The organism is Micromonospora sp. B006 (genome assembly GCF_003408515.1).
Lineage (GTDB): Bacteria > Actinomycetota > Actinomycetes > Mycobacteriales > Micromonosporaceae > Micromonospora > Micromonospora echinospora_A.
Genome location: NZ_CP030865.1, coordinates 1,361,183 through 1,382,649, shown reverse-complemented (window position 1 = coordinate 1,382,649; position 21,467 = coordinate 1,361,183). Strand labels below are relative to the sequence as shown.

Sequence of the window (21,467 nt, the reverse complement as noted above, 5' to 3'; positions counted from 1 at the left end):
ATGGTCGGCGTGTCTGAGGCCCGCTGGACCGTGGTGATGCCGGTGAAGCGCCTGGGAGCGGCGAAGAGCCGTCTGCGGGGCGCGCTGCCCGGCGTACCCCACGAGGAGCTGGCGCTGGCCCTGGCGGCCGACACCCTGCGCGCGGCGCGGGCGTGCCCGGCGGTCGCCGTGGTGCTCGTGGTGACCGACGACGCGCGGGTGCGCGCGGCGGCGGACGCGGCGGGCGCCCGGGTCGTCGCCGACCCGGCGGCCGGGCTGAACGCGGCGTTCCGGCACGGCGCGGCCGTCGCCGGGCCGCGCGCCGCCGTGGCCGGCCTGACCGCCGACCTGCCGGCGCTGCGTCCGGCCGAGCTGGCCGCCGCGCTGCGTGCCACCGAGGGGGTACGCGGGTTCGTCGCGGACGCCCCCGGCGGTGGCACCGTGCTGCTGGCCGCGCCGGCCGGGGTGCCGCTGGCGCCGCGGTTCGGGCCCGGCTCGGCCGCCGCCCACGCGGCGAGCGGGGCGCTGCCGTTGGCCGGTGACTGGCCCAGCCTGCGCCGGGACGTGGACACCCCGGCGGACCTGGCCACCGCCGCCGGGCTGGGCCTGGGGCCGCGCACGGCGGCGCTGCTGGCCGGCGGCGGAGTCCGGTACGGTGCTGGCATGCAGGGGACGGTGGCCACCTACGACGCGTCGACCCGCAGCGGCGTGCTGCTGCTCGACGACGGCACCGAGCTGGCGTTCCCGGCCCGCGCGTTCGACGCCTCCGGGCTGCGGCTGCTCCGATTGGGGCAGCGTGTCCGGATCGAGCGGGACGCCGACGGCGAGGTGGTCCGGGTGACCTTGCCGACGATGGCGTGAACAACCTGGCCGGAGTTCATTTTCCGTTCACCCTTATCGGGGAATCATGAGGTGGTGAGCACCCCTCGCGAGCAACCCGACGGCCCGCCGCCGATCCTCGACCCCGGCACGCCCCGCAACGGCCGCCCCGGCCGCGGCCCGGACGGGCGGTTCCGCCAGCCCCGGCCGCCCGAGGAGCGCCTCGGCGCCGACCCGGAGGCGACCGCCGCCACCGGGCTGGACGAGCCGCTCGACCCGGTCGAGGGCCCGGACGAGACCGGCCCGGACGCCGGGCCGCCCCCGGCGCAGCCGCTGCCGGAGGACCGCTTCCTCAACCGGGAGCTGTCCTGGCTCGACTTCAACGCCCGGGTGCTGGCGCTCGCCGAGGACCCGCGCACCCCGCTGCTGGAGCGGGCGAAGTTCCTGGCCATCTTCGCCAGCAACCTGGACGAGTTCTACATGGTGCGGGTGGCCGGGCTGAAGCGCCGCCTCTCCGCCGGCCTGCCGGTACGCGGCGGCGACCGGCTGCCGCTGCGCACCCAGCTCGACCTCGTCACCTCCAAGGCCGCCGGCCTGGTCGCGCGGCACGCCACCTGCCTGGTCGACGACGTGCTGCCGAAGCTCGCCGCCGAGGACATCCGCGTGCTGCGCTGGAGCGACCTGGACGACGCCGAGCGGGAGCGGCTGCGCACCTGGTTCCGGGAGCACATCTTCCCGGTGCTCACCCCGCTCGCTGTCGACCCGGCGCACCCGTTCCCGTACATCTCCGGCCGGTCGCTGAACCTGGCCGTCTCGGTACGCGACCCGGACGGCGGGTCGGAACTGTTCGCCCGGGTCAAGGTGCCGAACAACGTGCCCCGGTTCGTCCGCGTCCACCGTGACCAGCCGGGCGTGCGGTTCCTGCCGGTGGAGGACCTCATCTCGGTGCACCTCGGCCAGCTCTTCTCCGGCATGCAGGTGGTCGAGTGCCACCTGTTCCGGGTGACCCGCAACGCCGAGGTCGAGGTGGACGAGGACCGCGACGAGGACCTGCTCCAGGCGCTGGAGCGGGAACTGGCCCGGCGCCGGTTCGGTCCGCCGGTACGCCTGGAGGTGGCCGCGTCCATCTCCGACCACATGCTGGAGCTGCTCGTCCGCGAGCTGGACGTGGACGACCACGACGTGCTGCGGGTCCGTGGCCTGCTCGACCTCTCCGCGTTGTGGCAGGTCTACGGCGAGGCCGACCGGCCGGACCTGAAGGACCCGTCGTTCGTGCCGGCCACCCACCCGCGCCTGGCCGAGGGCGAGGTGCCGCGCAGCGTCTTCGCCACGCTGCGCGACGGCGACGTGCTGGTGCACCACCCGTACCACTCGTTCGCCACCAGCGTGCAGCGCTTCGTGGAGCAGGCCGCGGCCGACCCGAACGTGCTCGCCATCAAGCAGACGCTCTACCGCACCAGCGGCGACTCCCCGATCGTGGACGCGCTGGTCGACGCGGCCGCCGCCGGCAAGCAGGTGGTGGTGCTGGTCGAGCTGAAGGCGCGCTTCGACGAGGTGGCGAACATCGGCTGGGCGCGCACGCTGGAACGGGCCGGCTGCCACGTGGTCTACGGCCTGGTGGGCCTCAAGACGCACTGCAAGACCGCGCTCGTGGTACGCCAGGAGGGCAACCAGATCCGGCGGTACTGCCACATCGGCACCGGCAACTACCACCCGAAGACGGCCCGGCTCTACGAGGACTTCGGCATGCTCACCGCCGACCCGGAGATCGGCGCCGACCTGACCGACCTGTTCAACGTGCTCACCGGCTACAGCCGGCAGACCGCGTACCGGCGGCTGCTGGTGGCGCCGCAGGGCATCCGCAGTGGCCTGATCGAGCGGATCGACAGGGAGATCGAGCACGTCCGGCTGGGCATGCCGGGGCTGGTGCAGTTCAAGGTGAACTCGCTGGTCGACGAGGAGATCACCGACGCGCTCTACCGGGCGTCGCGGGCCGGCGTGCACGTGGACCTGCTGATCCGGGGCATGTGCACGCTGCGGCCGGGCGTGCCGGGGCTGTCGGAGAACATCCGGGTCCGCTCGATCCTCGGCCGGTTCCTGGAGCACTCCCGGATCTTCCGGTTCGGCAACGACGGCGACGCCGAGTTCTGGATGGGCTCGGCCGACCTGATGCACCGCGACCTGGACCGCCGGGTCGAGGCGCTGGTGCAGGTCAGCGACCCGGTGGCCCGCGCCGAGCTGGACCACGTCCTCACCGCCGCGTTCGATCCCGACGTGGACGCGTTCGAGCTGGCCGCCGACGGCACCTGGCACCGGCGTACCGGCGACGGCGACGCGCCGCTGACCCACCTGCAGGACCTGTTGCTGCGCCGGGTCGGCGGCCGGGCGGACTGAGCGGGCCGTGGCGCGTGCCGGGCGGGCATACGGTGAGCGGGTGAGCGACGACGAGCCGGTGCGGATCCGGGCCGCGGGCGGCGTGGTGTGGCGCCCGGGCCCGGCCGGCGTCGAGGTCTGCCTGGTGCACCGCCCCCGGTACGGCGACTGGTCGCTGCCGAAGGGCAAGCTGGATCGCGGCGAGCATCCGCTGGTCGCAGCCGTCCGTGAGGTGGCCGAGGAGAGCGACGTACGGGCGGTGCCGCAGGTGCGCCTGCCCACTGTCCGCTACCGCAGCGAGGGTCACGCCAAGGCGGTCGACTACTGGTCGATGCGGGCGGCCGGCACCGGCGGCTTCCAGCCCGGCACCGAGGTCGACGACGTGGCCTGGTTCCCGGTCGACGAGGCGGTACGCCGGGTCAGCTACCCGCACGACGGCGAGGTGATCGCCGCGTTCGCGGCGCTGCCGCAGGTCACCGCGACCGTGCTGCTGGTGCGGCACGCCAGCGCCGGCAAGCGCGGCACCTGGACCGGCCCGGACCACGGGCGCCCGCTGGACGACGACGGGCAGGCCCAGGCGCGGGCGCTGGTCCCGCTCGTGGCCCTGGTCCGCCCGGACCGCCTGTTCTCCGCCTCGGCGCGCCGCTGCGTGCAGACGCTGGGCCCGGCCGCGGCCCGGCTGGACCTGCCGATCGAGGTGTGTGGCGACTTCGACGAGCCGGCGCCGGGCCAGCAGGTCGAGGAGTGCGCGCTGGCCGCCGCGGCCCGGCTGACCGCGCTGGCGCAGACCGCCGGGGCGGTGGCGGTGTGCAGCCAGGGCAAGGTGATCCCGGGCGCGCTGGAACGGCTCGCCGGCCGGGCGGACGACTTCGCCACCGCCAAGGGAAGCGGCTGGCTGCTGCCCTTCGCCGGCGACCGTCTGGTCCTCGCCGACCGGCTGTGAGGCAGGCCGCGGGCCGGCGGGTCAGGGCAGCGTGACGGTGAGCGTCACCGGGAGGTGGTCGCTGGCCTCGGTGCGCGGCGCGCGTACCGCGCCGGCGGTCAGTCCCGGCGAGACGAAGACGTGGTCGATCTGGGTGCGCGGGTCGTCGGCCGGGCTGGTCCGCAGCGGCCGGGCCGGGGCCAGCGCGTCCACCAGCCCGGCGCGTGTGAACTCGGCGAACGCCGGGTCGGCCGGCTCGGTGTTGAGGTCGCCGCCGAGCACCAGTGGACGGCCGGCGGCGTACCGGCCGGCGAACGCCGCCACCTCGCGGGCCTGCTCCACCGGGTCCCGGCCGGGTGGCGGTTGCAGATGCGTGGCCACCACTGCCAGCTCGCGACCACCGAGGTCGAGCGTGACGCCGAGGGCCTGCGCCCCGGTCGGCGCGCCGTGCGCGGTGAGCCGCCGGGTCTGACCGGAGCGCGCCGGGAACCGGCTGAGCACCGCGTCGCCCCAGACCGGGTCGGCGGCGGGCGCGAAGACGTACGGCATCTCCAGCCGCCGGGCCAGCAACCCCAGCGTGTCGTGACCGCCGTTGAGCCACCAGCCCCGGTCGACCTCGCTGAGCAGCACGATGTCCGCGCCGCGCAGTTCCCGGGCCAGCGCGTCGAGGTCCAGCCGGCCGTCCAGGCCGAACCCCATCCGGAGGTTGTACGCGGCCACCCGTACCGCCGCCGGCGCGGTCGTCGGCCGGGCCTGCGCGGGCGGTACGTGCAGCGCGGCGCCCAGCCCGGCCAGCGCGGTCAGGCCGGCCAGGACGGTGACCCGGACCGGGGCGGGCAGCGCCGGGTCAGCCTGGCGGGGTGCGCCGGCCGCCACCACGGCGACCAGGACGGCCGTGGCGACCGGGGCCCACCAGTTGGGGTACCCCACGTCGTAGGCGGCGTAGTAGGCCACCGTGGCCACCGCGAAGACGAGCATCCCGAGCGCGGCCGCCCGGCCGCGGCGCGCACCCGCCCGCCCGCCGTCGTCGGTTCCGGCGGCCCGGTCGTCGCCGGCTGCCGCGTCGGTCAACGCCAGGCAGCCGCCGAGACCGGCGGCGGTGAGCAGGTACGCCGGTACGAGATGCCCGGTCACGAACAGCACCGATCCGGCGAGCAGCGCCGCCGGCCACAGCACCCGGGCCGGACGCGCCGGCACCCGGAACAGCGCCGACGCCAGGAACAGCAGGACCGCAAGCGCGCCCGGCACGGCTGCGCCGCCGGGGCGGGCGAGCCCGGGAAAGTCGGGCGATCCGGTGCCGGCGGCGGCGCTCCAGAGCGCCGGGGCGAGCGCCACCTGACCGGCCAGCACCAGTGCCGGCCCGCACAGCAGCCAGGCCCGGCGTCCCGGCGTACGGGTGCGCCCGCCGGTCGCGGCGGCCACGCCCTCGTCCGCGCCCGCCGGGGACGGCTCTCCGGCCGCCGTGGTCCGCTCCGCCGCGGACGCGGCCAGGAAGGCCAGCACCAGCAGGGCGCTCAGCGTCCAGGCCGCGATGCCGCCGCGCCACACCAGGTCCTCGGTGCCGAGCAGCGCGTGCCCGACCGCGTTCCCGGCCAGGCCCAACGCCAGCCCGGCCACCGGCCGGGGCGCCGACGCGGCGGTGGCGGCCAGCCAGACCAGCCCGGCGAGCAGCCCGGCGCAGGCCAGCCAGAGCTGTGCCGGGCCACCGGGTTGCGCGGTGAGCGCCAGCCGCGCCGCCGCCACCACACCGGCCGCGACGAGGCCGACCGGGCGGGCGCCGATCCGGCGTACGAGCGCGGGCGCGGCGAGGGCGAGCAGGAACCAGCCGAGCGCGAACGCGCCGAGCAGTTCGGCTGGCGTCTCGGCGGCCCGCCCGAAGAGGGTGATGACCGACGGGAGCCAGACCCGCAGCACGTCCAGCAGGACCGCGATGCCCAGCGCAAGCGCCAGGGTGGAGAGGTGACGGTGCCGCACGGGGCGCCTCTTCTCGTGACCGACGGGGGTTTTCGGCACGGCGATTCTGCGGCGCGCGGCGGCGGGCGGTCAACGCGTACCCATGCGAAAGGGCGCCCACCGCGAACGGTGGGCGCCCTTCGTGGGCCGTCCGGTCAGCGCCGGCTGGCGGCCTTCTTGGCCGGTGCCTTCTTCGCGGGCGCCTTCTTGGCCGCGGTCGTCTTCTTGGCCGTGGCGGACTTCGCCGCGGTCGTCTTCTTGGCGGCGGTGGTCTTCTTCGCCGCGGTGGACTTCGCCGCGGTCGTCTTCTTCGCCGCCGTGGTCTTGGTCGCGGCCGCCTTCTTCGCCGCCGTGGTCTTGGTCGCGGCCGCCTTCTTCGCCGGGGCGGCCTTCTTGGTAGCGGTGGTCTTGGTGGCCTTCGCCGCCGTGGTCTTCTTCGCGGCGGCGGTGTTCTTCGCCGCCGTGGTCTTCTTGGCGGCGCCGGTGGTCTTCTTCGCGGCGGCGGTGTCCTTCGGCACCTTGCCGCTGGCCACCATCTCCTTGAAGCCCGCGCCGGCGCGGAACGTCGGGACGGAGGTCTTCTTGACCTTCACCGCCTCTCCGGTCCGCGGGTTGCGCGCTGTTCGGGCTCCCCGGACGCGCTTCTCGAACGCTCCGAAACCGGTGATCGCCACCTTCTCGCCCTTGGTGACCGCCGCCTGGACCTCAGCGAGAACCGCGTCGAGCGCGGCCGTCGCCGTCTTCCGGTCCCCCAGGCGAACGGCGAGCGCCTCGATGAGCTCGGCCTTGTTCACGACTTCCTCCCGATTGTGCAACTGACTCGACGCGAGCCATTCTGCGCGCACGTTATGCCCTGTGCTGCCTGGACACAAACATTCGGTGGAAAAAAGCCCTTGTGTCGTAACGGATTCGCCCCCACCGGGCACACCGGTGGGGGCGAATTCGGGCCGGAGTCAGGCTACCGAGGGCAGGAACGACGGCCGGGACGCCTCGTACGAGGAGATCTCCGCTTCGTGCCGGAGGGTGAGTCCAATGTCGTCCAAGCCCTCCATCAGCCGCCAACGGCTGTGGTCGTCCAGCGGGAACGCCCAGGTGGCGTCACCGGCGTGGACCTGGCGGGCGGCGAGGTCGACAGTGATCGGCGTGGTCGGCTCGGATTCCACGAGATCCCACAGTTCTTCCACGGCTTTCAATTCCAGCTCGACCGGAAGGAGACCTTCCTTGAGCGCGTTGCCGCGGAAGATGTCGCCGAAGCGGGGCGAGATGACGGCCCGGAAGCCCCAGTCCCGCAGCGCCCAGACGGCGTGCTCACGGGAGGATCCGGTGCCGAACTCGGGGCCGGCGATCAGAATCGACGCACCCGAATGGACGGGATCGTTGAGGACGAATGACGGATCCTCCCGCCACGCGTTGAACAGACCGTCGGCGAATCCGGTCCGGGTCACCCGCTTGAGGTACACGGCGGGGATGATCTGGTCGGTGTCCACGTTGGACCGGCGCAGCGGCACGGCCGTGCCGGTGTGGGTGGTGAACTTGTCCATCTCGGCTGCCCTTCTTACAGGTCGGCGGGGGCGGCCAGCCGGCCGACCACGGCGGTGGCGGCGGCGACCGGCGGGGACACCAGGTGGGTACGCCCGCCCCGGCCCTGGCGGCCCTCGAAGTTGCGGTTGGAGGTCGAGGCGGACCGCTCACCCGGCTTCAACGTGTCCGGGTTCATGCCCAGGCACATGGAGCAGCCGGCGAAACGCCACTCGGCGCCGGCGTCGGTGAACACCTTGTCCAGCCCCTCCGCCTCGGCCGCCTCGCGGACCGCGGCCGAGCCGGGCACCACCAGCATGCGTACGCCGTCGGCGACCTGGTGGCCGCGCAGCACGTCGGCGGCGGCCCGCAGGTCCTCCAGGCGGCCGTTGGTGCAGGAGCCGACGAAGACCACGTCCACGGCCAGGTCGCGCATCGGCGCGCCGGGGGTGAGGTCCATGTACTCCAGCGCGCGCCGGGCGGCGACCCGCTCCGGCTCGGTGACGAACTCCTCCGGGTCCGGCACCGTCGCGCCCAGCGGCACGCCCTGCCCGGGGTTGGTGCCCCAGGTGACGAACGGCGTGATCCGGCTCGCGTCGAGCGTGACCTCGGTGTCGAACGTCGCGCCGTCGTCGGTGGGCAGCGTGCGCCAGTACTCCAGCGCCGCGTCCCAGTCGTCGCCCTGGGGCGCGTTCGGCCGCCCCTTCAGGTACGCGAACGTGGTCTCGTCCGGCGCGATCATGCCGGCCTTGGCGCCCCACTCGATGGACATGTTGGCGATGGTCATCCGCCCCTCCATGGAGAGGTTGCGGATCGCCTCGCCCCGGTACTCGACGATGTGACCGCGACCGCCACCGGTGCCGACCTGCGCGATCAGCGCGAGCACCAGGTCCTTGGCGGTGACGCCGGGCGCCAGCTCGCCGACGACGTTCACCGCCATGGTCTTCGGCCGGGCCTGCGGCAGCGTCTGCGTGGCCAGCACGTGTTCGACCTCACTGGTGCCGATGCCGAACGCGAGCGCGCCGAACGCGCCGTGGGTGGCGGTGTGCGAGTCGCCACAGACGATCGTCATGCCGGGCTGGGTGAGGCCGAGCTGCGGGCCGATGACGTGCACGATGCCCTGGTTCTCGTCGCCCAGCGCGTGCAGGCGGACGCCGAACTCGGCACAGTTGCGACGCAGCGTCTCGATCTGGGTGCGGGAGGTGGGGTCCGCGATCGTGAGCAGGTCGCCGCGCCGGAGGCGGAACGCGGGGTCGTCGTACCCGGTCGGGGTGTTGTGGTCCTCCGTCGCGATCGTCAGGTCGGTACGGCGGACCCCGCGCCCGGCAAGACGCAGCCCGTCGAACGCCTGCGGGCTGGTCACCTCGTGCAGCAGGTGCAGGTCGATGAAGAGCAGGTCCGGCTCCCCGTCGGCGGAGCGGACCACGTGTGCGTCCCAGACCTTCTCGGCCAGGGTCCTCGGTTGAGTGACTCCCACCATCTGGACATCCTAAATTCTGGGAGGTAAATTTCGGCTTGTGGGACACAGTATGAGCGGTGTCGGCGTTCTCGACAAGGCGGTGGTCATCCTGGCCGCCTGTGTCGACGGCGCCAGCCTGGCCGAACTCGTTGAACGCACCAAGCTGCCCCGGGCCACCGCGCACCGGCTGGCACAGGCGCTGGAGATCCACCGGATGCTCGTCCGGGACACCCAGGGCCGGTGGCGCCCGGGGCCACGCCTGGGCGAGCTGGCGAACGCGGCCCCGGACGTGCTCCTGACCGCCGCCGAGCCGCTGCTCGCCGCGCTACGGGACGCCACCGGCGAAAGCGCCCAGCTCTACCTGCGGCGCGCCGACGAACGGATCTGCGTGGCCGCCGCCGAGCGCGCCAGCGGCCTGCGGGACACCGTCCCGGTCGGCTCGGTGCTGCCGATGACCGCCGGGTCGGCGGCGCAGATCCTGCTCGCCTGGGAGCCGCCGGAGGCGGTGATGCCGCTGCTCCCCCGCTCCAAGTTCACCGGCCGCACGCTGGCCGAGGTGCGGCGGCGCGGCTGGGCCCAGAGCGTCGCGGAGCGGGAGGCGGGTGTGGCGAGCGTCTCGGCGCCGATCCGGGACCGCACCGGTCGGGTGATCGCCGCGATCAGCATCTCCGGCCCGATCGAGCGCCTCGGCCGCCGTCCCGGCGAACGCCACGCCATGGCCGTCGTCCGAGCCGGCCAGCGCCTCTCCGGCCTCTGACCCGGCGGCTGCGAGATCTTGGTAGGAAATGGCCCTCAGAGGGGCCATTTCCTACCAAGATCTTCGCCTGCTGAGCCGGCTGCGGCAGCTCCCCTCGCCTGACCCGGTTGATCAAGGAGTTTGTGTCCTCGGGGCCGCGTGAATCCGCCGCAAACTCCTTGATCAACAGGGCGGGCTGCCAGCCGGGTGAGGCCGAGGGCGGCAGCCAGGGTGAGAGGGCGGGAACGCGAACGGCCCGTCTCGCTCCGCGAGGCGGGCCGTTCGGTGACGTAGCCCCGACCGGATTCGAACCGGCGCTACCGCCTTGAGAGGGCGGCGTCCTGGGCCGCTAGACGACGGGGCCAGGCACTTTTCCTGCTTCGCCGCCCTGCCGGGTGGCGTGGCAGTAGTCTAGCGGCATCGCGTCCGGCACCGCGCCGCGGGGGTACACCCTCACCGCGCGCGGAAAACACGTGGCCGGACAGCAGAAAGCCCGCCCCGGAAAACGGGACGGGCTGACAGTGCTGTAGCCCCGACCGGATTCGAACCGGCGCTACCGCCTTGAGAGGGCGGCGTCCTGGGCCGCTAGACGACGGGGCCAGAACCTTCATTGCACTCCGCCAGCGTGAGCTGCCGGAATCCAGCGTCCGTGGGCTCTTGCGAACCCGCGGCTGCGCTGGGGTACCAGGACTCGAACCTAGACTAACTGAACCAGAATCAGTCGGGCTGCCAATTACCCCATACCCCATTGGCCCCTTGCGGCGCCGGGAATGAACTTTACCCTCCCGGTGCCGACAGGCCAAATCCAACCCCTCGAAACCCACCTGACCAGCGGAAACGAGGCATCGGAGCGAATCAGGCGACAGGGACCACCGGGTTGCTGAGCTCCCCGATCCCCTGGATCCGCACGGTGACCGTATCCCCCTCGGTGAGCGGGCTAACCCCCGCCGGCGTGCCGGTCAGGACCACGTCGCCGGGCAGCAGCGTCATCACGTGCGAGATGTACGACACCAGGCCGGGTACGTCGAACACCATGTCCTTCGTCCGGCCGAGCTGGCGTACCTCCATCTCCTCCGGGTTGCGGCCCACCTCGCAGCGGATCTCCAGGTCGCTGACGTCGAGACCGGTGGTGATCCACGGCCCGATCGGGCAGAACGAGTCGAAGCCCTTGGCGCGGGTCCACTGCCCGTCGGAACGCTGAAGGTCCCGCGCGGTGACGTCGTTGGCGCAGGTGTAGCCGAAGATGGCCCGCTCGGCGGCGGCACGGTCGGCCCGGCGGGCGCCGGGAGCGCCGATGACCACGGCGAGTTCCGCCTCGTGCTCGACCTGCTTGGAGAAGATCGGCAGCCGGATCGCGTCGCGCGGGCCGATCACCGAGGTGGACGGTTTGAGGAAGAGCAGCGGCTCCTTCGGCACCTCGCTGCCGTGTTCGGCGGCGTGCTCGGCGTAGTTGCGGCCGACGCAGACCACCTTGCTCGGCAGGATCGGCGACAGCAGCCGGACGTCGGAGAGCGCCCAGCGGGCGCCGGAGAACTGGATCTGCCCGAACGGGTGGCCTTCGATCTCGGCGATGGTCAGGCCCTGCGGCCCGGCCTCCGGCTCGCCCTCGACGACCCCGAACGACATTCCCTTGGCATGAGCGAAACGAGCGATACGCACCCGGCCAATCTATCCCCGCCCGCGCGCCACCCGGCGGACACCGGCAGGCGGCACGCCCGGCCGCCCGCGCCACACCCGCGCCGGACCGCCGGAGAGGGCGGCAGGGTACGCCGGATCGCGCCGGACGGGGCGGGAATGGCGGCTTCGTACCCGCCCGGCGGCTCCCGGCCCATAGCTTCGGTTCCGGAGGTTCGTTGGTATGCCTGCATCGAGACGACACCACAGGGCCCTGGCAGTGTTCGTGAACTGCCTCGGCGTCATCGCCGCCGTACCGGCGCTGTCCCCGGCGACGCCCCGCGCGGCCGCCACCCCCGCTCAACCGGCTCCACCGCCGGCCGCCGTCCCGGTCGCCCTGCCCGGGGCGGGAGCGACCCCGATCCCGACCGGCGTGCCGGCGGTCCCCCCGGCGGTGCCGACCACCGGCCCGGCCCCGGTCCGCCCGTCGATGCCGCCAGTGAGCGTGGCGGTCGGCGCGGCGGGCACTCCGGCGCCGGGTTACCGGATCGAGGTCCGCAACACCGGCACGGCGCCGGTCGACACGATGGTGCGGCAGGAGCTGCCCAGCGGGTCACGGGCCACCACGGTCACCGGCGGTGGGCGGAGCACCCGGCCCGCCGGGTCGAGCGCCGGGGAGGTGACCTGGCGGCTGCGCCTGCCGGCGAAGAGCACCACCACGTTGCACACCGCGCTGTCGATCCCCGGCCCGGGCCGCTCGGTGACCGCGCCGACCTGCGTCTACGGCACCGACGGCACGCGCCCGTACGACTGCGCCACGGCGACCTGGGTGGGCGCCGCGACGGCCCCGGCGGCGCAGGTGACGGCCGCCCCGGCCTGGCGCCGGCCACCGGTGCTGCTCGCCGCGTTCACCGCGCTGCTGGTGGTCACCGCGGGCGTGCTGTGGTGGGCAGTGTGGCGCCGCCGCCGGCGCACGGCCGCGACGACGGGCACCGGCGCGACCGGAGGCGGCACCATGACCTCCGGAACGCCGAGAGGCGGCGCGATGTCCGCGCCGGCAAGCGGCGTACCGGGGCAGGGCGCGACCGGCGGCCCGGCCGAACGGGGCACCGTCTATCCGCGTACGGCGGCGCCGGCGCCCGCCAGCCGCCGTCGCCGGCCGCCGGTCTGGCTGGTGGTGGGCGTGGCGGCGGCGGTGCTGGCCGGTGTGGTCGGCGCGGCGGCGTGGTCGGCCACGCAGCGGGTGGCGGCGATGGACACCACCAAGCAGCCGACGAGCGGCGCGTGGGTGGGCAGCAGCGTCACCGGCGGGCTGGGCCAGCCGTTGCGGGAGACCGCGTTCGAGTTCACCGTCTACCGGGTGAGCTGCGGCGCGAACGTCCTGCCGGCGATGCCCGCCAGCGGGCGCCCCTGCCTGGCCACGGTCGGGGTGCGCAACGTCACGAACGAGGACCAGACCTGGCACGGGCAGTTGCAGCGCGCGTACCTGCCGAGCGGGAACTGGGTGGCCGCCGACGAGGACGCGACCCGGGTGGCGAACCTGGGCCGGGACGTCTTCTCCCAGCCGGTGGCCGCCGGGCGGCGGGTGCTGCTGCCGCTGGTGTTCACCATGCGCGGCGACGAGCCGCCGAAGCGGCTGGAGCTGCGCAGCGGCGTCTTCTCCGCGGGCGTGCGGGTGGACGTGCCCTGACCCGGCGACGGGCGGCGGTCGTACCCTGGGGTGCGTGACCGCCGCCCTCGCCCCCGCGCTCGACGTCGCCGACTGGCAGGCGCGCCGGCACGCCCACGAGGAGCGGGTGGACGCCTGGCTGACGCCGCATCTGGGCCGCCGCCGGACGGGCGTGAAGCACCCGGTGGAGGACTTCCTCTTCACGTACTACTCGTACCGCCCGGCCCAGCTGCGCCGCTGGCACCCGGGCGCGGGCGTGGCGCTGCGCGACGCAGACCCGGCCGGTTTCGGCCCGGACTACATGGCGAGCGCCGCCGGGCTCACCCTCGACACCGATCGGGTACGCGCGCGGCGCGCCGAGTCGATCGCCTGGATCCGTACGCTGCTGGCGGCGACCGCCGGGCGTCCGGCGCAGTTCGGCTGCTTCGGCATGCACGAGTGGGCGATGGTCTACCGGCAGACCCAGGAGCAGGTACGGCACAACTCCTGGCCGCTGCGGCTGAGCCCGGCGCGGACGGCGGCGGTGGTCGAGGAGCGCGGCGTGCGGTGCAGCCACTTCGACGCGTTCCGGTTCTTCACGGCGCCGGCCCGCCCGCTGAACGTGCTCCAGCCGACCCGGGAGAGCCAGCACGCGCTGGAGCAGCCGGGCTGCCTGCACGCCAACATGGATCTCTACAAGTGGGCGTACAAGCTGTCTCCGCTGGTCTGCTCGGAACTCGTGGCCGACTGCTTCGAGCTGGCCCGGGAGATCCGGACGCTGGACATGCGCGCCAGCCCGTACGACCTGGCCGGTCTGGGGTATCCGCCGGTGCCTGTGGAGACCCCGGAGGGCCGGGCCGAGTACGCCGCCGCGCAGCGCGGGTTCGCCGAACGTGCCGCCGGGCTGCGGTCCCGGTTGCTGGCCGCGCTGGACCGGGCGGTGCCGGCCGGCGGCCGCTGAGCGGAGCCGGCCGGCACGCGACGCGGGGAGCGGGCGCGACGGCTCAGCTCGCCACGCAGGTCAGGGCCGGCGCCGGGCTCGGCACGGTTCCCTCGGCCAGGAAGCCGAACGTGGCCTGGGCGGCCGGGGCCAGTACGCCGTTCCAGCCCGCGTTCCGGGCGGTCGCCGTGGTTCCGCTCTGCGTCACGTCGGCGCTCCACGCCTGGCTGATCCGCTGGCCGTCGGCGAGCGGGAAGCGGACCGTCCAGCCGCCGATCGACGCGGCGCCGTCGTTGCGGACGGTCACCTCCCCCTGGAACCCGCCCGGCCACTGGCCCGCGACGCGCCAGGTGGCGGTGCAGCCGCCGGGCGCCGACGTCGGGCCGGTGGTGGGCGACGGGCTGAGGGTGAGGCTGGTGGTCGGCAACGGCGTGGGGCTCGTCGTCGGGGCGGGCGTGGTCCGGTCGAGCGCGGCGACCAGCGCCGGGTACCACCTGTCGGACATCTTCTGGTCCCCGGCCGCGTTGGGGTGCACCCCGTCGTACGTGTCGGTGGCGGTGCTGAACCCGGTCCACTGGTCGACGACCACGATCGGGGAGGCGGTGGTGGTCTTCCCGGCCGCCCAGCCGTCGATCAGCGCGTTGAGCGCCACGGTCCGCTGGCCGCACTCCGGGCAGCTCGCCGGGTTCATCGGAATGATCTTCGCGACCAGCACCGTCGTCGCCGGGTTGGCGGCGCGCATCTGGTCCACCAGCTTCGAGTACGCCGCGAGGATCGTGGCGGGCGCGATGTTGCTCCACACGTCGTTGGTGCCGAAGTGCATCAGCACGACGTCGGGGCGGGTGGCGGCGAGCCAGCCGGGCAGCAGGTTCTGGTTCGCCACGTTCGTCGCGAGGTAGCCGCCGTGGCCCTCGTTGTCGCCGTCGTACGGCACGCCGCAGCCCTGCGGCCCGAGCGTGCCGACGAAGTCGACGTCGGTGTGGCCGGTGGCCTGGAGGCGGTTCCAGAGCAGGGCGCGCCAGCAGCCGGGCGACCCGGTGATGGAGTCGCCGAGCGGCATGACGCGGATCGGCGTGGCGGCCGCCGCGGCCGGCGGCGTGGTGGCGGTGAGGGCGAGGCCGAGAGCGAGTACCGGTAGCAGCGCGGCGAGCGCGGTCAGCGCGGCGCGCACAGGGTTTCGGGACATGCGAGGGGGACTCCTGTCACTGTGACGTGGTGGTCGGTGACGGCCCTGATGCTCCCGTACGCATTGAAGCGCTTCGACGCCTGGTGTTCAACCCTCCGGGTGTCCCCGATGCCGGTCCCACTCGGGCGCGAGGATCGACATGACGGTGGCGTCCACCCAGCCGTCGCCGTCGCGCAGCACCTGCCGCAGCGTCCCCTCGGCGACGAAGCCCACCTTCTCGTACGCCCGCCGGGCACGCGGGTTGAACGCGAACACCTCCAGGCTGATGCGGTGCAGGCCGAGTTTTTCGAAGCCGTACCCGACGATCAGCCGGACCGCCTCGGTGCCGAGCCCGCGGTCGCGCCCGCCGGGGCCGATCAGGGTGCGGAAGTTGCAGCTCGCGTTCGCCCGGTCCCACTCGTTGAGGACGACCTCGCCGACGCAGACGCCGCTGGCCCGGTCCACCACCGCGAGGTCGAGCCGGTCGGCCTGGCTGTTGCGGGTGCCGTACCAGGCCCGTAGCCGGGCCGGTTCGAACGTCTCGCCGGCCGGGCTGCCGGTCAGCCGGGCCACCTCCGGGTCGGCCAGGATCCCGGCGAGCGCCGGCAGGTCGTCGTCGCGGAACGGGCGCAGCACCACGCGCTCGCCGGTGAGCGTGGGCTTGACGGAGAAGTCGATCACGTGGCGAAATTCTCCGCGCGGCGCGCGTGGCGGCTCAACATGTTTTCGGTCAGTCGCCGTCCACCCGGCGGTCGCGTTTGCGCTGGGACTGGCGCTTCTTCTCGGCCAGGCGGCGTTCCTTGGCGCCGCGCGACGGGCGGGTCGGGCGGCGCGCCTTCGGTGGCGGCGCGACCGCCTCGCGCAGCAGCGCGGCCATCCGTTCCCGGGCGGCCTCCCGGTTCGCCAGTTGCGCGCGGTGCTCACTGGCTGTCACGGTGAGCACACCGTCGACCAGCCGGCCGGCGAGCCGGGCCAGCGCCCGTTCCCGCAGCGCCTCCGGCACGCTCGGCGAGCGGCCCAGGTCGAAGCTCAGCTCCACCCGCGAGTCGGTGGTGTTCACCCCCTGCCCGCCGGGCCCGGACGACCGGGAGAACCGTTCCCGCAGCTCGGCGGCGGGCACCACGAGCCGGTCGGTCACCCGCAGTCCGTCGTCCACTCCCCGAGGCTAGCGCCCGGGACGGTGACTCGGGGTGGGGGTCGCGCTCGGCGTGGGACCGGCCCGTTCCTCGCCGCCGCCGGAGGCCGCGTACGCCGCCGCGCCGACCAGCAGCAGGGCGATCACGGCGAGCTTGACGACCACGCCGCGGATCGCGAGCCAGGCGTTGCGGCGGGCGCCCGGCACGCTGGTCCGGATCGTCTGGTAGTCCGTCCAGCCACGTTTCGCACGCGCGTAGGACGCGCCGACACCGGCGCCGATGATCAGGCCCATCACGAGGAGGGCCGCAATGACAGCTTGCTCCACCTCCGCCAGTATCCATACTCAGCGTAATATTTCTATGCCCCAATGATCCCACGCCGGATATCCGACAGTTCGCACCGATCTTGCGGCTCCTGTGCAGGTCAGTGCCCGTGCGGGGCGAGCGCCCCCGGCGGCTCAGCCGCCCCGCCCGATGATGGTGTCGGCGGTCTGCTGGACCTGGTCGATCGGGATGGCGAAGCCGATGCCGATGGACCCGTTGCCGTCGATGGTGGCGATGGCGGTGTTCACGCCGACCACCTCACCGCGCGCGTTCACCAGCGGCCCGCCGGAGTTGCCCGGGTTGATGGAGGCGTCGGTCTGCACCGCCGTGTGCCGGCCGTTGCCGATCCGGACCTGCCGGTTCAGCGCGCTGACGATGCCGGCGGTGACCGTGCCGGCCAGCCCGAGCGGCGACCCGACCGCGATCACCGGCTCGCCCACCCGGGTCGAGTTCGCCTTGGCCAGCGGCAGCGGCGGCAGCCCGGCCGACGCGGGCACCTTGAGCACGGCGAGGTCGCTGCCCGGCTCCCGGCCCACCACCTCCGCGGGGAAGCGACGCCCGTCCGAGGTCTCCACTGTCACCGAGCCCGAGCCGCCCCGGGCCAGGATGTGGTCGTTGGTGACGATGTGCTGCTCGTTGTCGATGGCGAAGCCGGAGCCGGACGCGGACGCGCCGGAGCGGCCCCCGACCATCACCGAGACCACGCCGGGCACCGTCCTGCCGGCGGCGGTGACCAGTTCCGCCGGCACCGGAGCGGCGGACGCCGCCGTCGGCCCCGGCGAGCCGTGGTCGGCCGCCCAGGTGCCGGCCGCCGCGCCGGAGGCGGTGGAGAGCGCCACCACCGCCGCCACGCTCAGCAGCCGGTGCCGCAGGCTCCGGCGTCCCCCGTCCGGCCCGCCTCCGGGTACCTCCCGGTAGCCGCGCCCGTCCGGGTCCAGCTCCGGCGAGACGAACCACGGACCGCGTGGCTCGCCGAGTCCGGTCTGCACTGCCATGCCTGGCTCCTCACGTGTCGTGCCGTCGTCCGGTGTTGGTGCGGGTCAGGGCAGGCGGGAGAACCACCGCAGCGAGCCGGCGGCGGCGCCCATCGCCAGGACCAGCCCGAGGCCGATGAAGCGGGCCGAGATGTCCTGCCGTTCGGTGCGGTAGCCGACGGAGGTGCCGATGTCCTCGTAGACGTCCTTCAGCTCGGCGGTCGTGGACGCCTCGTGGAAGCCGCCACCGGTCTGCTCGGCGACCGCCCGCAGCGTCTGCCCGTCCACCGGCACCTGGATCGCCCGGCCGCCCCGGTCGACCGAACCCCCGGGCGTGCCGAAGGAGATCGTGTGCACCGGCACCTTGGCGGCGACGGCCTGGTCGGCGGCCTCGATCGGGTCCATCCCGGAGGTGTTCGCGCCGTCGGAGAGGATGATGATCCGGGCCGGCGGCGGGTCCTTCGCGGCGGTGGCGTCCAGGCTCTTTACCGCGCCGAGCGAGGTGCTGATCGCCTCGCCGATCGCGGTGCCCTGCACGCCGGTGATGCCCTCGGCCAGCCGCTCGATGCCGTCGTGCAGCGCCTCCCGGTCGGTGCTCGGCGGCACCAGCACCGCGGCGCTGCCGGCGAACGCGACGAGGCCGACGTTGAACTCGTCGGGCAGCCCGTCGACGAACCGCCGGCCGGCGTCCTTGGCCGCTGTCAGCCGGTCCGGGTCCACGTCACCGGCGAGCATGGAGGTGGAGACGTCGACCGCCACCATCACAGTGGCCCGTTCCCGGGGCACCCGTACCTCCGCCTCGGGGCGGGCGAACCCGACCACGAGCAGCGCCAGCATGGCGAGGAACAGGCCCGCCGGCACGTGCCGGCGCCAGGCCGGGCGGCGCGGGGCGACCCGGTCCAGCAGGCGCAGGTTGGTGAAGCGCACCGCGTACCGGCTCTGCCGCCGTTGCAGCACCAGATAACCGGCGACCAGCGCGACGACGGCGAGCAGCAGCCAGAGGCGGGCGGGTGACTGCCAGGTCATGCGACACCTCCGCGGGCGGCGGCCGGCACGGTGGCCAGCCGGCGCTGCTCGTGCACGTGCCGGACCACGTCCGCGCACCAGTCCCGGTCGGTGCGCAGCGCCATGTGGGTGGCGCCCGCCCGGCGCAGCGTGTGGCGTACCTGCTCGCGCTGCTCGGCGGCGGCGCGCGCGTACCGCTCGCGCAGGTCGGGATCACCGGTCCACACCTCGCGGTGCCGGCCGCTCTCCGGGTCGACGAGCGTGATCAGCCCGACGTCGGGCAGTTCCAGCTCACGCGGGTCGGTCACCTCGACCGCGAGCACCTGGTGCCGTACCGCGAGGCGGCGCAGCGCGGCCGCCCAGGGCGGTGGCGCGGCGTCCGGGTCGTCGGGCAGCTCGTCGAGGAAGTCGGAGACGATCACCACGAGCCCGCGCCGGGTGGCGACGCGCTGGAGACCGTCCAGCCCGTCGGCCAGGCCCGGCCCCGCGGCCGGCGGGCGTGCGCCGGCCGCGCCCGCGCCGCCCGGGTCCCGCCCGTCGTCGGTACGCGGGGCGCCGAGCAGCGCACGGAGCAGCCCGAGCAGATGGGTACGCCCGCTGCGGGCCGGAAAGCGGCGCAACCCGTCGGGCGTGAGCACCTGCGCGCCGAGCCGGTTGCCGACTCCGGCGGTGAGGAAGCCGATCGCGGCCACCGCGGCCACCGCCAGCTCCCGTTTGTCCAGTGTGGAGGTGCCGTACTCCATGCTGGGGCTGGCGTCGACGAGCAGCCAGGTGGTCAGCTCCCGGTCCGCGTCGACCTGGCGGACGTGCGGCACCGTGGTCCGGGCGGTGACAGCCCAGTCCATCCGGCGCACCTCGTCCTCACCGGGGCGGTACTCCCGGCTGCCGGCGGCCTCGCTGCCCGGTCCGGGCAGCAGGCCCCGGTACCGGCCGTGCAGCAGGCCGTCGAGCCGCCGGGTCACTGTCAGCTCCAGCCGGCGCAGCCGCTGGTCGGGCGCGAGGTCGGTCAGCCCGGGCTCGCCCGCGCCGGTCATGCCGCCGCCAGGTCCGGCGCCGCCTCGGTGGGCCCGTTCACCAGCCGGGGCGGCGGCACCGCCTCGATCACCCGGCGCACCACGTCCTCGCCGGAGATCCCGTCGGCGACCGCGTCGAAGGTGAGCACGAGCCGGTGCGCCAGCACGTCCACCGCCAGGTCCCGGATGTCCTCGGGGAGCACGTAGTCCCGGCCGTGGATGAGCGCGTGCGCGCGGGCGGCGGCCACCAGGCCGAGCGTGGCCCGGGGGCTGGCCCCGTACGCCAGCAGGGGCGCGATGTCGGGCAGGCCGAAGCGTTGCGGGTCCCGGGTGGCGAGGATGAGGCGCACCACGTACTCGGCGAGCGCGTGGTGGACGAAGACGTCGGTGGCGCGGCGCTGGAGGTCACGCAGCCGGGTCGGGTCGAGCACCGTGCTCGCGGTGGGGCGCTCGGTGCTCATCCGGTAGAGGATGGCCAGCTCGTCGGCGTCGCTCGGATAGTCGACCACGACCTTCATGAGGAAGCGGTCGCGCTGCGCCTCGGGGAGCTGGTAGACGCCCTCGGACTCGATCGGGTTCTGGGTGGCCAGGACCAGGAACGGCTCCGGGACCGGCCAGCTCCGCCCGCCGATCGAGACCTGCCGTTCGGCCATCGCCTCCAGCAGGGCCGACTGCACTTTGGCCGGAGCCCGGTTGATCTCGTCGGCGAGCACGAGGTTCGCCATGATCGGGCCCAGTTCCACGTCGAACTGCTCGGTCGAGGCGCGGTAGATGCGGGTGCCGACGATGTCGGAGGGCACCAGGTCGGGCGTGAACTGGATCCGGGAGAACGTGCCGCCGACCACTGTGGCGAGCGTCTGCGCCGCGAGCGTCTTGGCCACCCCCGGTACGCCCTCCAGCAGGCAGTGACCGTCGGCGATGAGGGCGGTGAGCAGGCGTTCGACGAGCCGATCCTGCCCGACGATCACGCGTTTGACCTCGGCGAGGGTCTGTTCCAGCTCGACGCCGCTCGCGTCGGCATCGACCGGGCTGGGCATGCTGGCCAGGGTGTCCGAGATGTCCGTCACGGTGCTTGCTTCCCGTGCCGGACCGGCGACAAACGTCGGATTATCGGACCCTGACCGGCAGTGGCCGAACCGGACGGGCAGCATCTCCCCGATCGGGCGGCAACGGCGCGAACCGGCGTGCCGCGTGCCGGACCGGGACGGAACACGACACCGGCCCCCGCCGGAGCGGGGGCCGGCGCGCGGCCGGACGGGTCAGTTGGCGACCAGGATGTGGAACGGCCGGTCGGCGAATCCGCCGGCGGAGTTGCGGGTCTGCACGAAGACCGCGTTCGGGGTCAGCGTGCGCGGCGCGGCCGAGACCTCACCGCCCGGCGGCACGTTCGCCGTGTCGTTCGTACCGATGGAGACGTGGTACGACTTCAGGCTCACGTCGTAGTCGAACAGCACCTGGTACTGCCCGGCGGACACGCCTGGTCCGGGCACGAACCGGAACGAGGACACCACGTTGCCGGAGTGCTGCAGCAGCGTCCCGTTGGCCGCCACGACCGCCCAGGCGACCTGGCCGGGTGCCGGCGGGGCCAGCGTGGCCCGCATCGCGGTACGGGCGGCCTGCCGCTCGGCGGCGGTCACCGGTGGCTGCGCCGTGGTGTGCCGGACGCCGGGCTGGGGCCGCGCCTCCGACTGGGCGGCCGCGGCGATCCCGCCACCGGCCAGGGTGAGGGACAGCGCGGCGAGCGCCACCACCGTCGCCTTTCGCTTGAAGAATGTGGCCATGAGTTCTCCCTTGGTAAACCGTGGTGATACGGCGACTGCGCGCGTCAAATTGCGGATCATCGGGTATCCGCCCGGGGAGCGCACCGCTCGTGAGCTGGCCTTACTACA

At 74.1% G+C, this 21,467-nt stretch carries 20 protein-coding genes, 3 tRNA genes and 1 pseudogene; 7 read left to right on the top strand and 17 right to left on the bottom strand.

The window, feature by feature from the left end:
* The 4 genes and pseudogenes from cofC to MicB006_RS06705 form a co-directional block, all read left to right on the top strand.
* Positions 1–609: pseudogene (cofC, locus tag MicB006_RS06715) on the top strand (2-phospho-L-lactate guanylyltransferase); the annotation flags it as partial.
* Positions 610–642: 33 nt separating this feature from the next.
* Positions 643–840, top strand: coding sequence for a cold-shock protein (locus MicB006_RS32245; RefSeq protein WP_043330566.1), 198 nt, complete (start codon positions 643–645; stop codon positions 838–840).
* A 54-nt stretch (positions 841–894) separates the two neighbouring features.
* Positions 895–3,192, top strand: coding sequence for an RNA degradosome polyphosphate kinase (locus tag MicB006_RS06710; RefSeq protein ID WP_370013426.1), 2,298 nt, complete (start codon positions 895–897; stop codon positions 3,190–3,192).
* Positions 3,193–3,199: 7 nt separating this feature from the next.
* Positions 3,200–4,114 carry an NUDIX hydrolase gene (locus tag MicB006_RS06705; RefSeq protein ID WP_116504590.1) on the top strand — a complete coding sequence of 305 codons (915 nt, stop codon included), beginning with the start codon at positions 3,200–3,202 and terminating at the stop codon, positions 4,112–4,114.
* 21 nt (positions 4,115–4,135) lie between these two features.
* Here MicB006_RS06705 and MicB006_RS06700 read toward each other — a convergent pair whose 3' ends face one another.
* From MicB006_RS06700 to leuC, 4 genes are all read right to left on the bottom strand, one after another.
* Positions 4,136–6,067, bottom strand: coding sequence for an endonuclease/exonuclease/phosphatase family protein (locus tag MicB006_RS06700; protein ID WP_116504588.1), 1,932 nt, complete (start codon positions 6,065–6,067; stop codon positions 4,136–4,138).
* Between the two features lie 134 nt (positions 6,068–6,201).
* Positions 6,202–6,840, bottom strand: a complete 639-nt coding sequence (locus tag MicB006_RS06695) for an HU family DNA-binding protein (RefSeq protein WP_116504586.1) — start codon at positions 6,838–6,840, stop codon at positions 6,202–6,204.
* Between the two features lie 159 nt (positions 6,841–6,999).
* A complete protein-coding gene (gene leuD, locus MicB006_RS06690; RefSeq protein WP_073830417.1) occupies positions 7,000–7,587 on the bottom strand; it encodes a 3-isopropylmalate dehydratase small subunit in 588 nt (195 codons plus the stop codon).
* 14 nt (positions 7,588–7,601) lie between these two features.
* Positions 7,602–9,044 (bottom strand): 3-isopropylmalate dehydratase large subunit, encoded by a 1,443-nt coding sequence (gene leuC, locus MicB006_RS06685; RefSeq protein ID WP_073830418.1) that lies wholly within the window; start codon positions 9,042–9,044, stop codon positions 7,602–7,604.
* Positions 9,045–9,093: 49 nt separating this feature from the next.
* Between leuC and MicB006_RS06680 the strand changes: the two genes are divergently transcribed.
* A complete protein-coding gene (locus MicB006_RS06680) occupies positions 9,094–9,780 on the top strand; it encodes an IclR family transcriptional regulator (RefSeq protein ID WP_013284529.1) in 687 nt (228 codons plus the stop codon).
* A 270-nt stretch (positions 9,781–10,050) separates the two neighbouring features.
* On the opposite strand, the gene MicB006_RS06675 is transcribed toward MicB006_RS06680, so the two are convergent.
* The 4 genes from MicB006_RS06675 to MicB006_RS06660 all read right to left on the bottom strand — a co-directional run bounded on the left by MicB006_RS06675 (position 10,051) and on the right by MicB006_RS06660 (position 11,418).
* Positions 10,051–10,123: transfer RNA gene (locus tag MicB006_RS06675), tRNA-Glu, on the bottom strand.
* 163 nt (positions 10,124–10,286) lie between these two features.
* Positions 10,287–10,359: transfer RNA gene (locus MicB006_RS06670), tRNA-Glu, on the bottom strand.
* Between the two features lie 76 nt (positions 10,360–10,435).
* A tRNA-Gln gene (locus MicB006_RS06665) sits at positions 10,436–10,507 on the bottom strand.
* Between the two features lie 107 nt (positions 10,508–10,614).
* Entirely contained in the window at positions 10,615–11,418 is an 804-nt protein-coding gene (locus MicB006_RS06660) for a fumarylacetoacetate hydrolase family protein (RefSeq protein ID WP_013284528.1), read from the bottom strand.
* A gap of 199 nt (positions 11,419–11,617) precedes the next feature.
* Here MicB006_RS06660 and MicB006_RS06655 point away from each other — a divergent pair, with 199 nt between their 5' ends.
* Entirely contained in the window at positions 11,618–13,063 is a 1,446-nt protein-coding gene (locus MicB006_RS06655) for a hypothetical protein (RefSeq protein ID WP_116504584.1), read from the top strand.
* 34 nt (positions 13,064–13,097) lie between these two features.
* Positions 13,098–13,982, top strand: coding sequence for a 3-methyladenine DNA glycosylase (locus tag MicB006_RS06650; RefSeq protein ID WP_116504582.1), 885 nt, complete (start codon positions 13,098–13,100; stop codon positions 13,980–13,982).
* A 43-nt stretch (positions 13,983–14,025) separates the two neighbouring features.
* On the opposite strand, the gene MicB006_RS06645 is transcribed toward MicB006_RS06650, so the two are convergent.
* From MicB006_RS06645 to MicB006_RS06605, 9 genes are all read right to left on the bottom strand, one after another.
* Positions 14,026–15,147, bottom strand: a complete 1,122-nt coding sequence (locus tag MicB006_RS06645; protein ID WP_116504580.1) for a cellulose binding domain-containing protein — start codon at positions 15,145–15,147, stop codon at positions 14,026–14,028.
* 87 nt (positions 15,148–15,234) lie between these two features.
* Positions 15,235–15,807, bottom strand: a complete 573-nt coding sequence (locus MicB006_RS06640; RefSeq protein ID WP_116504578.1) for a GNAT family N-acetyltransferase — start codon at positions 15,805–15,807, stop codon at positions 15,235–15,237.
* A 49-nt stretch (positions 15,808–15,856) separates the two neighbouring features.
* Complete coding sequence (gene arfB / locus MicB006_RS06635) at positions 15,857–16,282, bottom strand: alternative ribosome rescue aminoacyl-tRNA hydrolase ArfB (protein WP_116504576.1); 426 nt, start codon at positions 16,280–16,282, stop codon at positions 15,857–15,859.
* Positions 16,283–16,291: 9 nt separating this feature from the next.
* The gene (locus MicB006_RS06630) at positions 16,292–16,588 is read right to left on the bottom strand and encodes a hypothetical protein (protein WP_116504574.1); all 297 of its coding nucleotides are present in this window, start codon (positions 16,586–16,588) and stop codon (positions 16,292–16,294) included.
* A 132-nt stretch (positions 16,589–16,720) separates the two neighbouring features.
* Positions 16,721–17,581 (bottom strand): S1C family serine protease, encoded by an 861-nt coding sequence (locus MicB006_RS06625; RefSeq protein ID WP_116504572.1) that lies wholly within the window; start codon positions 17,579–17,581, stop codon positions 16,721–16,723.
* Between the two features lie 45 nt (positions 17,582–17,626).
* A complete protein-coding gene (locus MicB006_RS06620; RefSeq protein ID WP_073830426.1) occupies positions 17,627–18,586 on the bottom strand; it encodes a VWA domain-containing protein in 960 nt (319 codons plus the stop codon).
* Positions 18,583–19,599: a DUF58 domain-containing protein gene (locus MicB006_RS06615; protein WP_073830427.1), complete on the bottom strand. Its 1,017-nt coding sequence runs from the start codon at positions 19,597–19,599 to the stop codon at positions 18,583–18,585. The genes MicB006_RS06620 and MicB006_RS06615 overlap by 4 nt, the downstream gene beginning before the upstream one ends.
* On the bottom strand, positions 19,596–20,645 hold the full coding sequence (locus MicB006_RS06610) for a MoxR family ATPase (protein WP_116504570.1): 1,050 nt from the start codon (positions 20,643–20,645) through the stop codon (positions 19,596–19,598). The genes MicB006_RS06615 and MicB006_RS06610 overlap by 4 nt, the downstream gene beginning before the upstream one ends.
* A 192-nt stretch (positions 20,646–20,837) precedes the next feature.
* Positions 20,838–21,359: a hypothetical protein gene (locus MicB006_RS06605; RefSeq protein WP_116504568.1), complete on the bottom strand. Its 522-nt coding sequence runs from the start codon at positions 21,357–21,359 to the stop codon at positions 20,838–20,840.
* Positions 21,360–21,467 lie beyond the last annotated feature (108 nt).

Excerpts from the sequence above, each read along its gene's own strand:
- MicB006_RS06605 (WP_116504568.1), bottom strand. The coding sequence starts at position 21,359 with ATGGCCACATTCTTCAAGCGAAAGGCGACGGTGGTGGCGCTCGCCGCG.
- MicB006_RS06620 (WP_073830426.1), bottom strand. The coding sequence starts at position 18,586 with ATGACCTGGCAGTCACCCGCCCGCCTCTGGCTGCTGCTCGCCGTCGTC.
- MicB006_RS06625 (WP_116504572.1), bottom strand. The coding sequence starts at position 17,581 with ATGGCAGTGCAGACCGGACTCGGCGAGCCACGCGGTCCGTGGTTCGTC.
- MicB006_RS06655 (WP_116504584.1), top strand. The coding sequence starts at position 11,618 with ATGCCTGCATCGAGACGACACCACAGGGCCCTGGCAGTGTTCGTGAAC.
- MicB006_RS06615 (WP_073830427.1), bottom strand. The coding sequence starts at position 19,599 with ATGACCGGCGCGGGCGAGCCCGGGCTGACCGACCTCGCGCCCGACCAG.
- MicB006_RS06645 (WP_116504580.1), bottom strand. The coding sequence starts at position 15,147 with ATGTCCCGAAACCCTGTGCGCGCCGCGCTGACCGCGCTCGCCGCGCTG.
- MicB006_RS06680 (WP_013284529.1), top strand. The coding sequence starts at position 9,094 with ATGAGCGGTGTCGGCGTTCTCGACAAGGCGGTGGTCATCCTGGCCGCC.
- MicB006_RS32245 (WP_043330566.1), top strand. The coding sequence starts at position 643 with ATGCAGGGGACGGTGGCCACCTACGACGCGTCGACCCGCAGCGGCGTG.
- leuD (WP_073830417.1), bottom strand. The coding sequence starts at position 7,587 with ATGGACAAGTTCACCACCCACACCGGCACGGCCGTGCCGCTGCGCCGG.
- leuC (WP_073830418.1), bottom strand. The coding sequence starts at position 9,044 with ATGGTGGGAGTCACTCAACCGAGGACCCTGGCCGAGAAGGTCTGGGAC.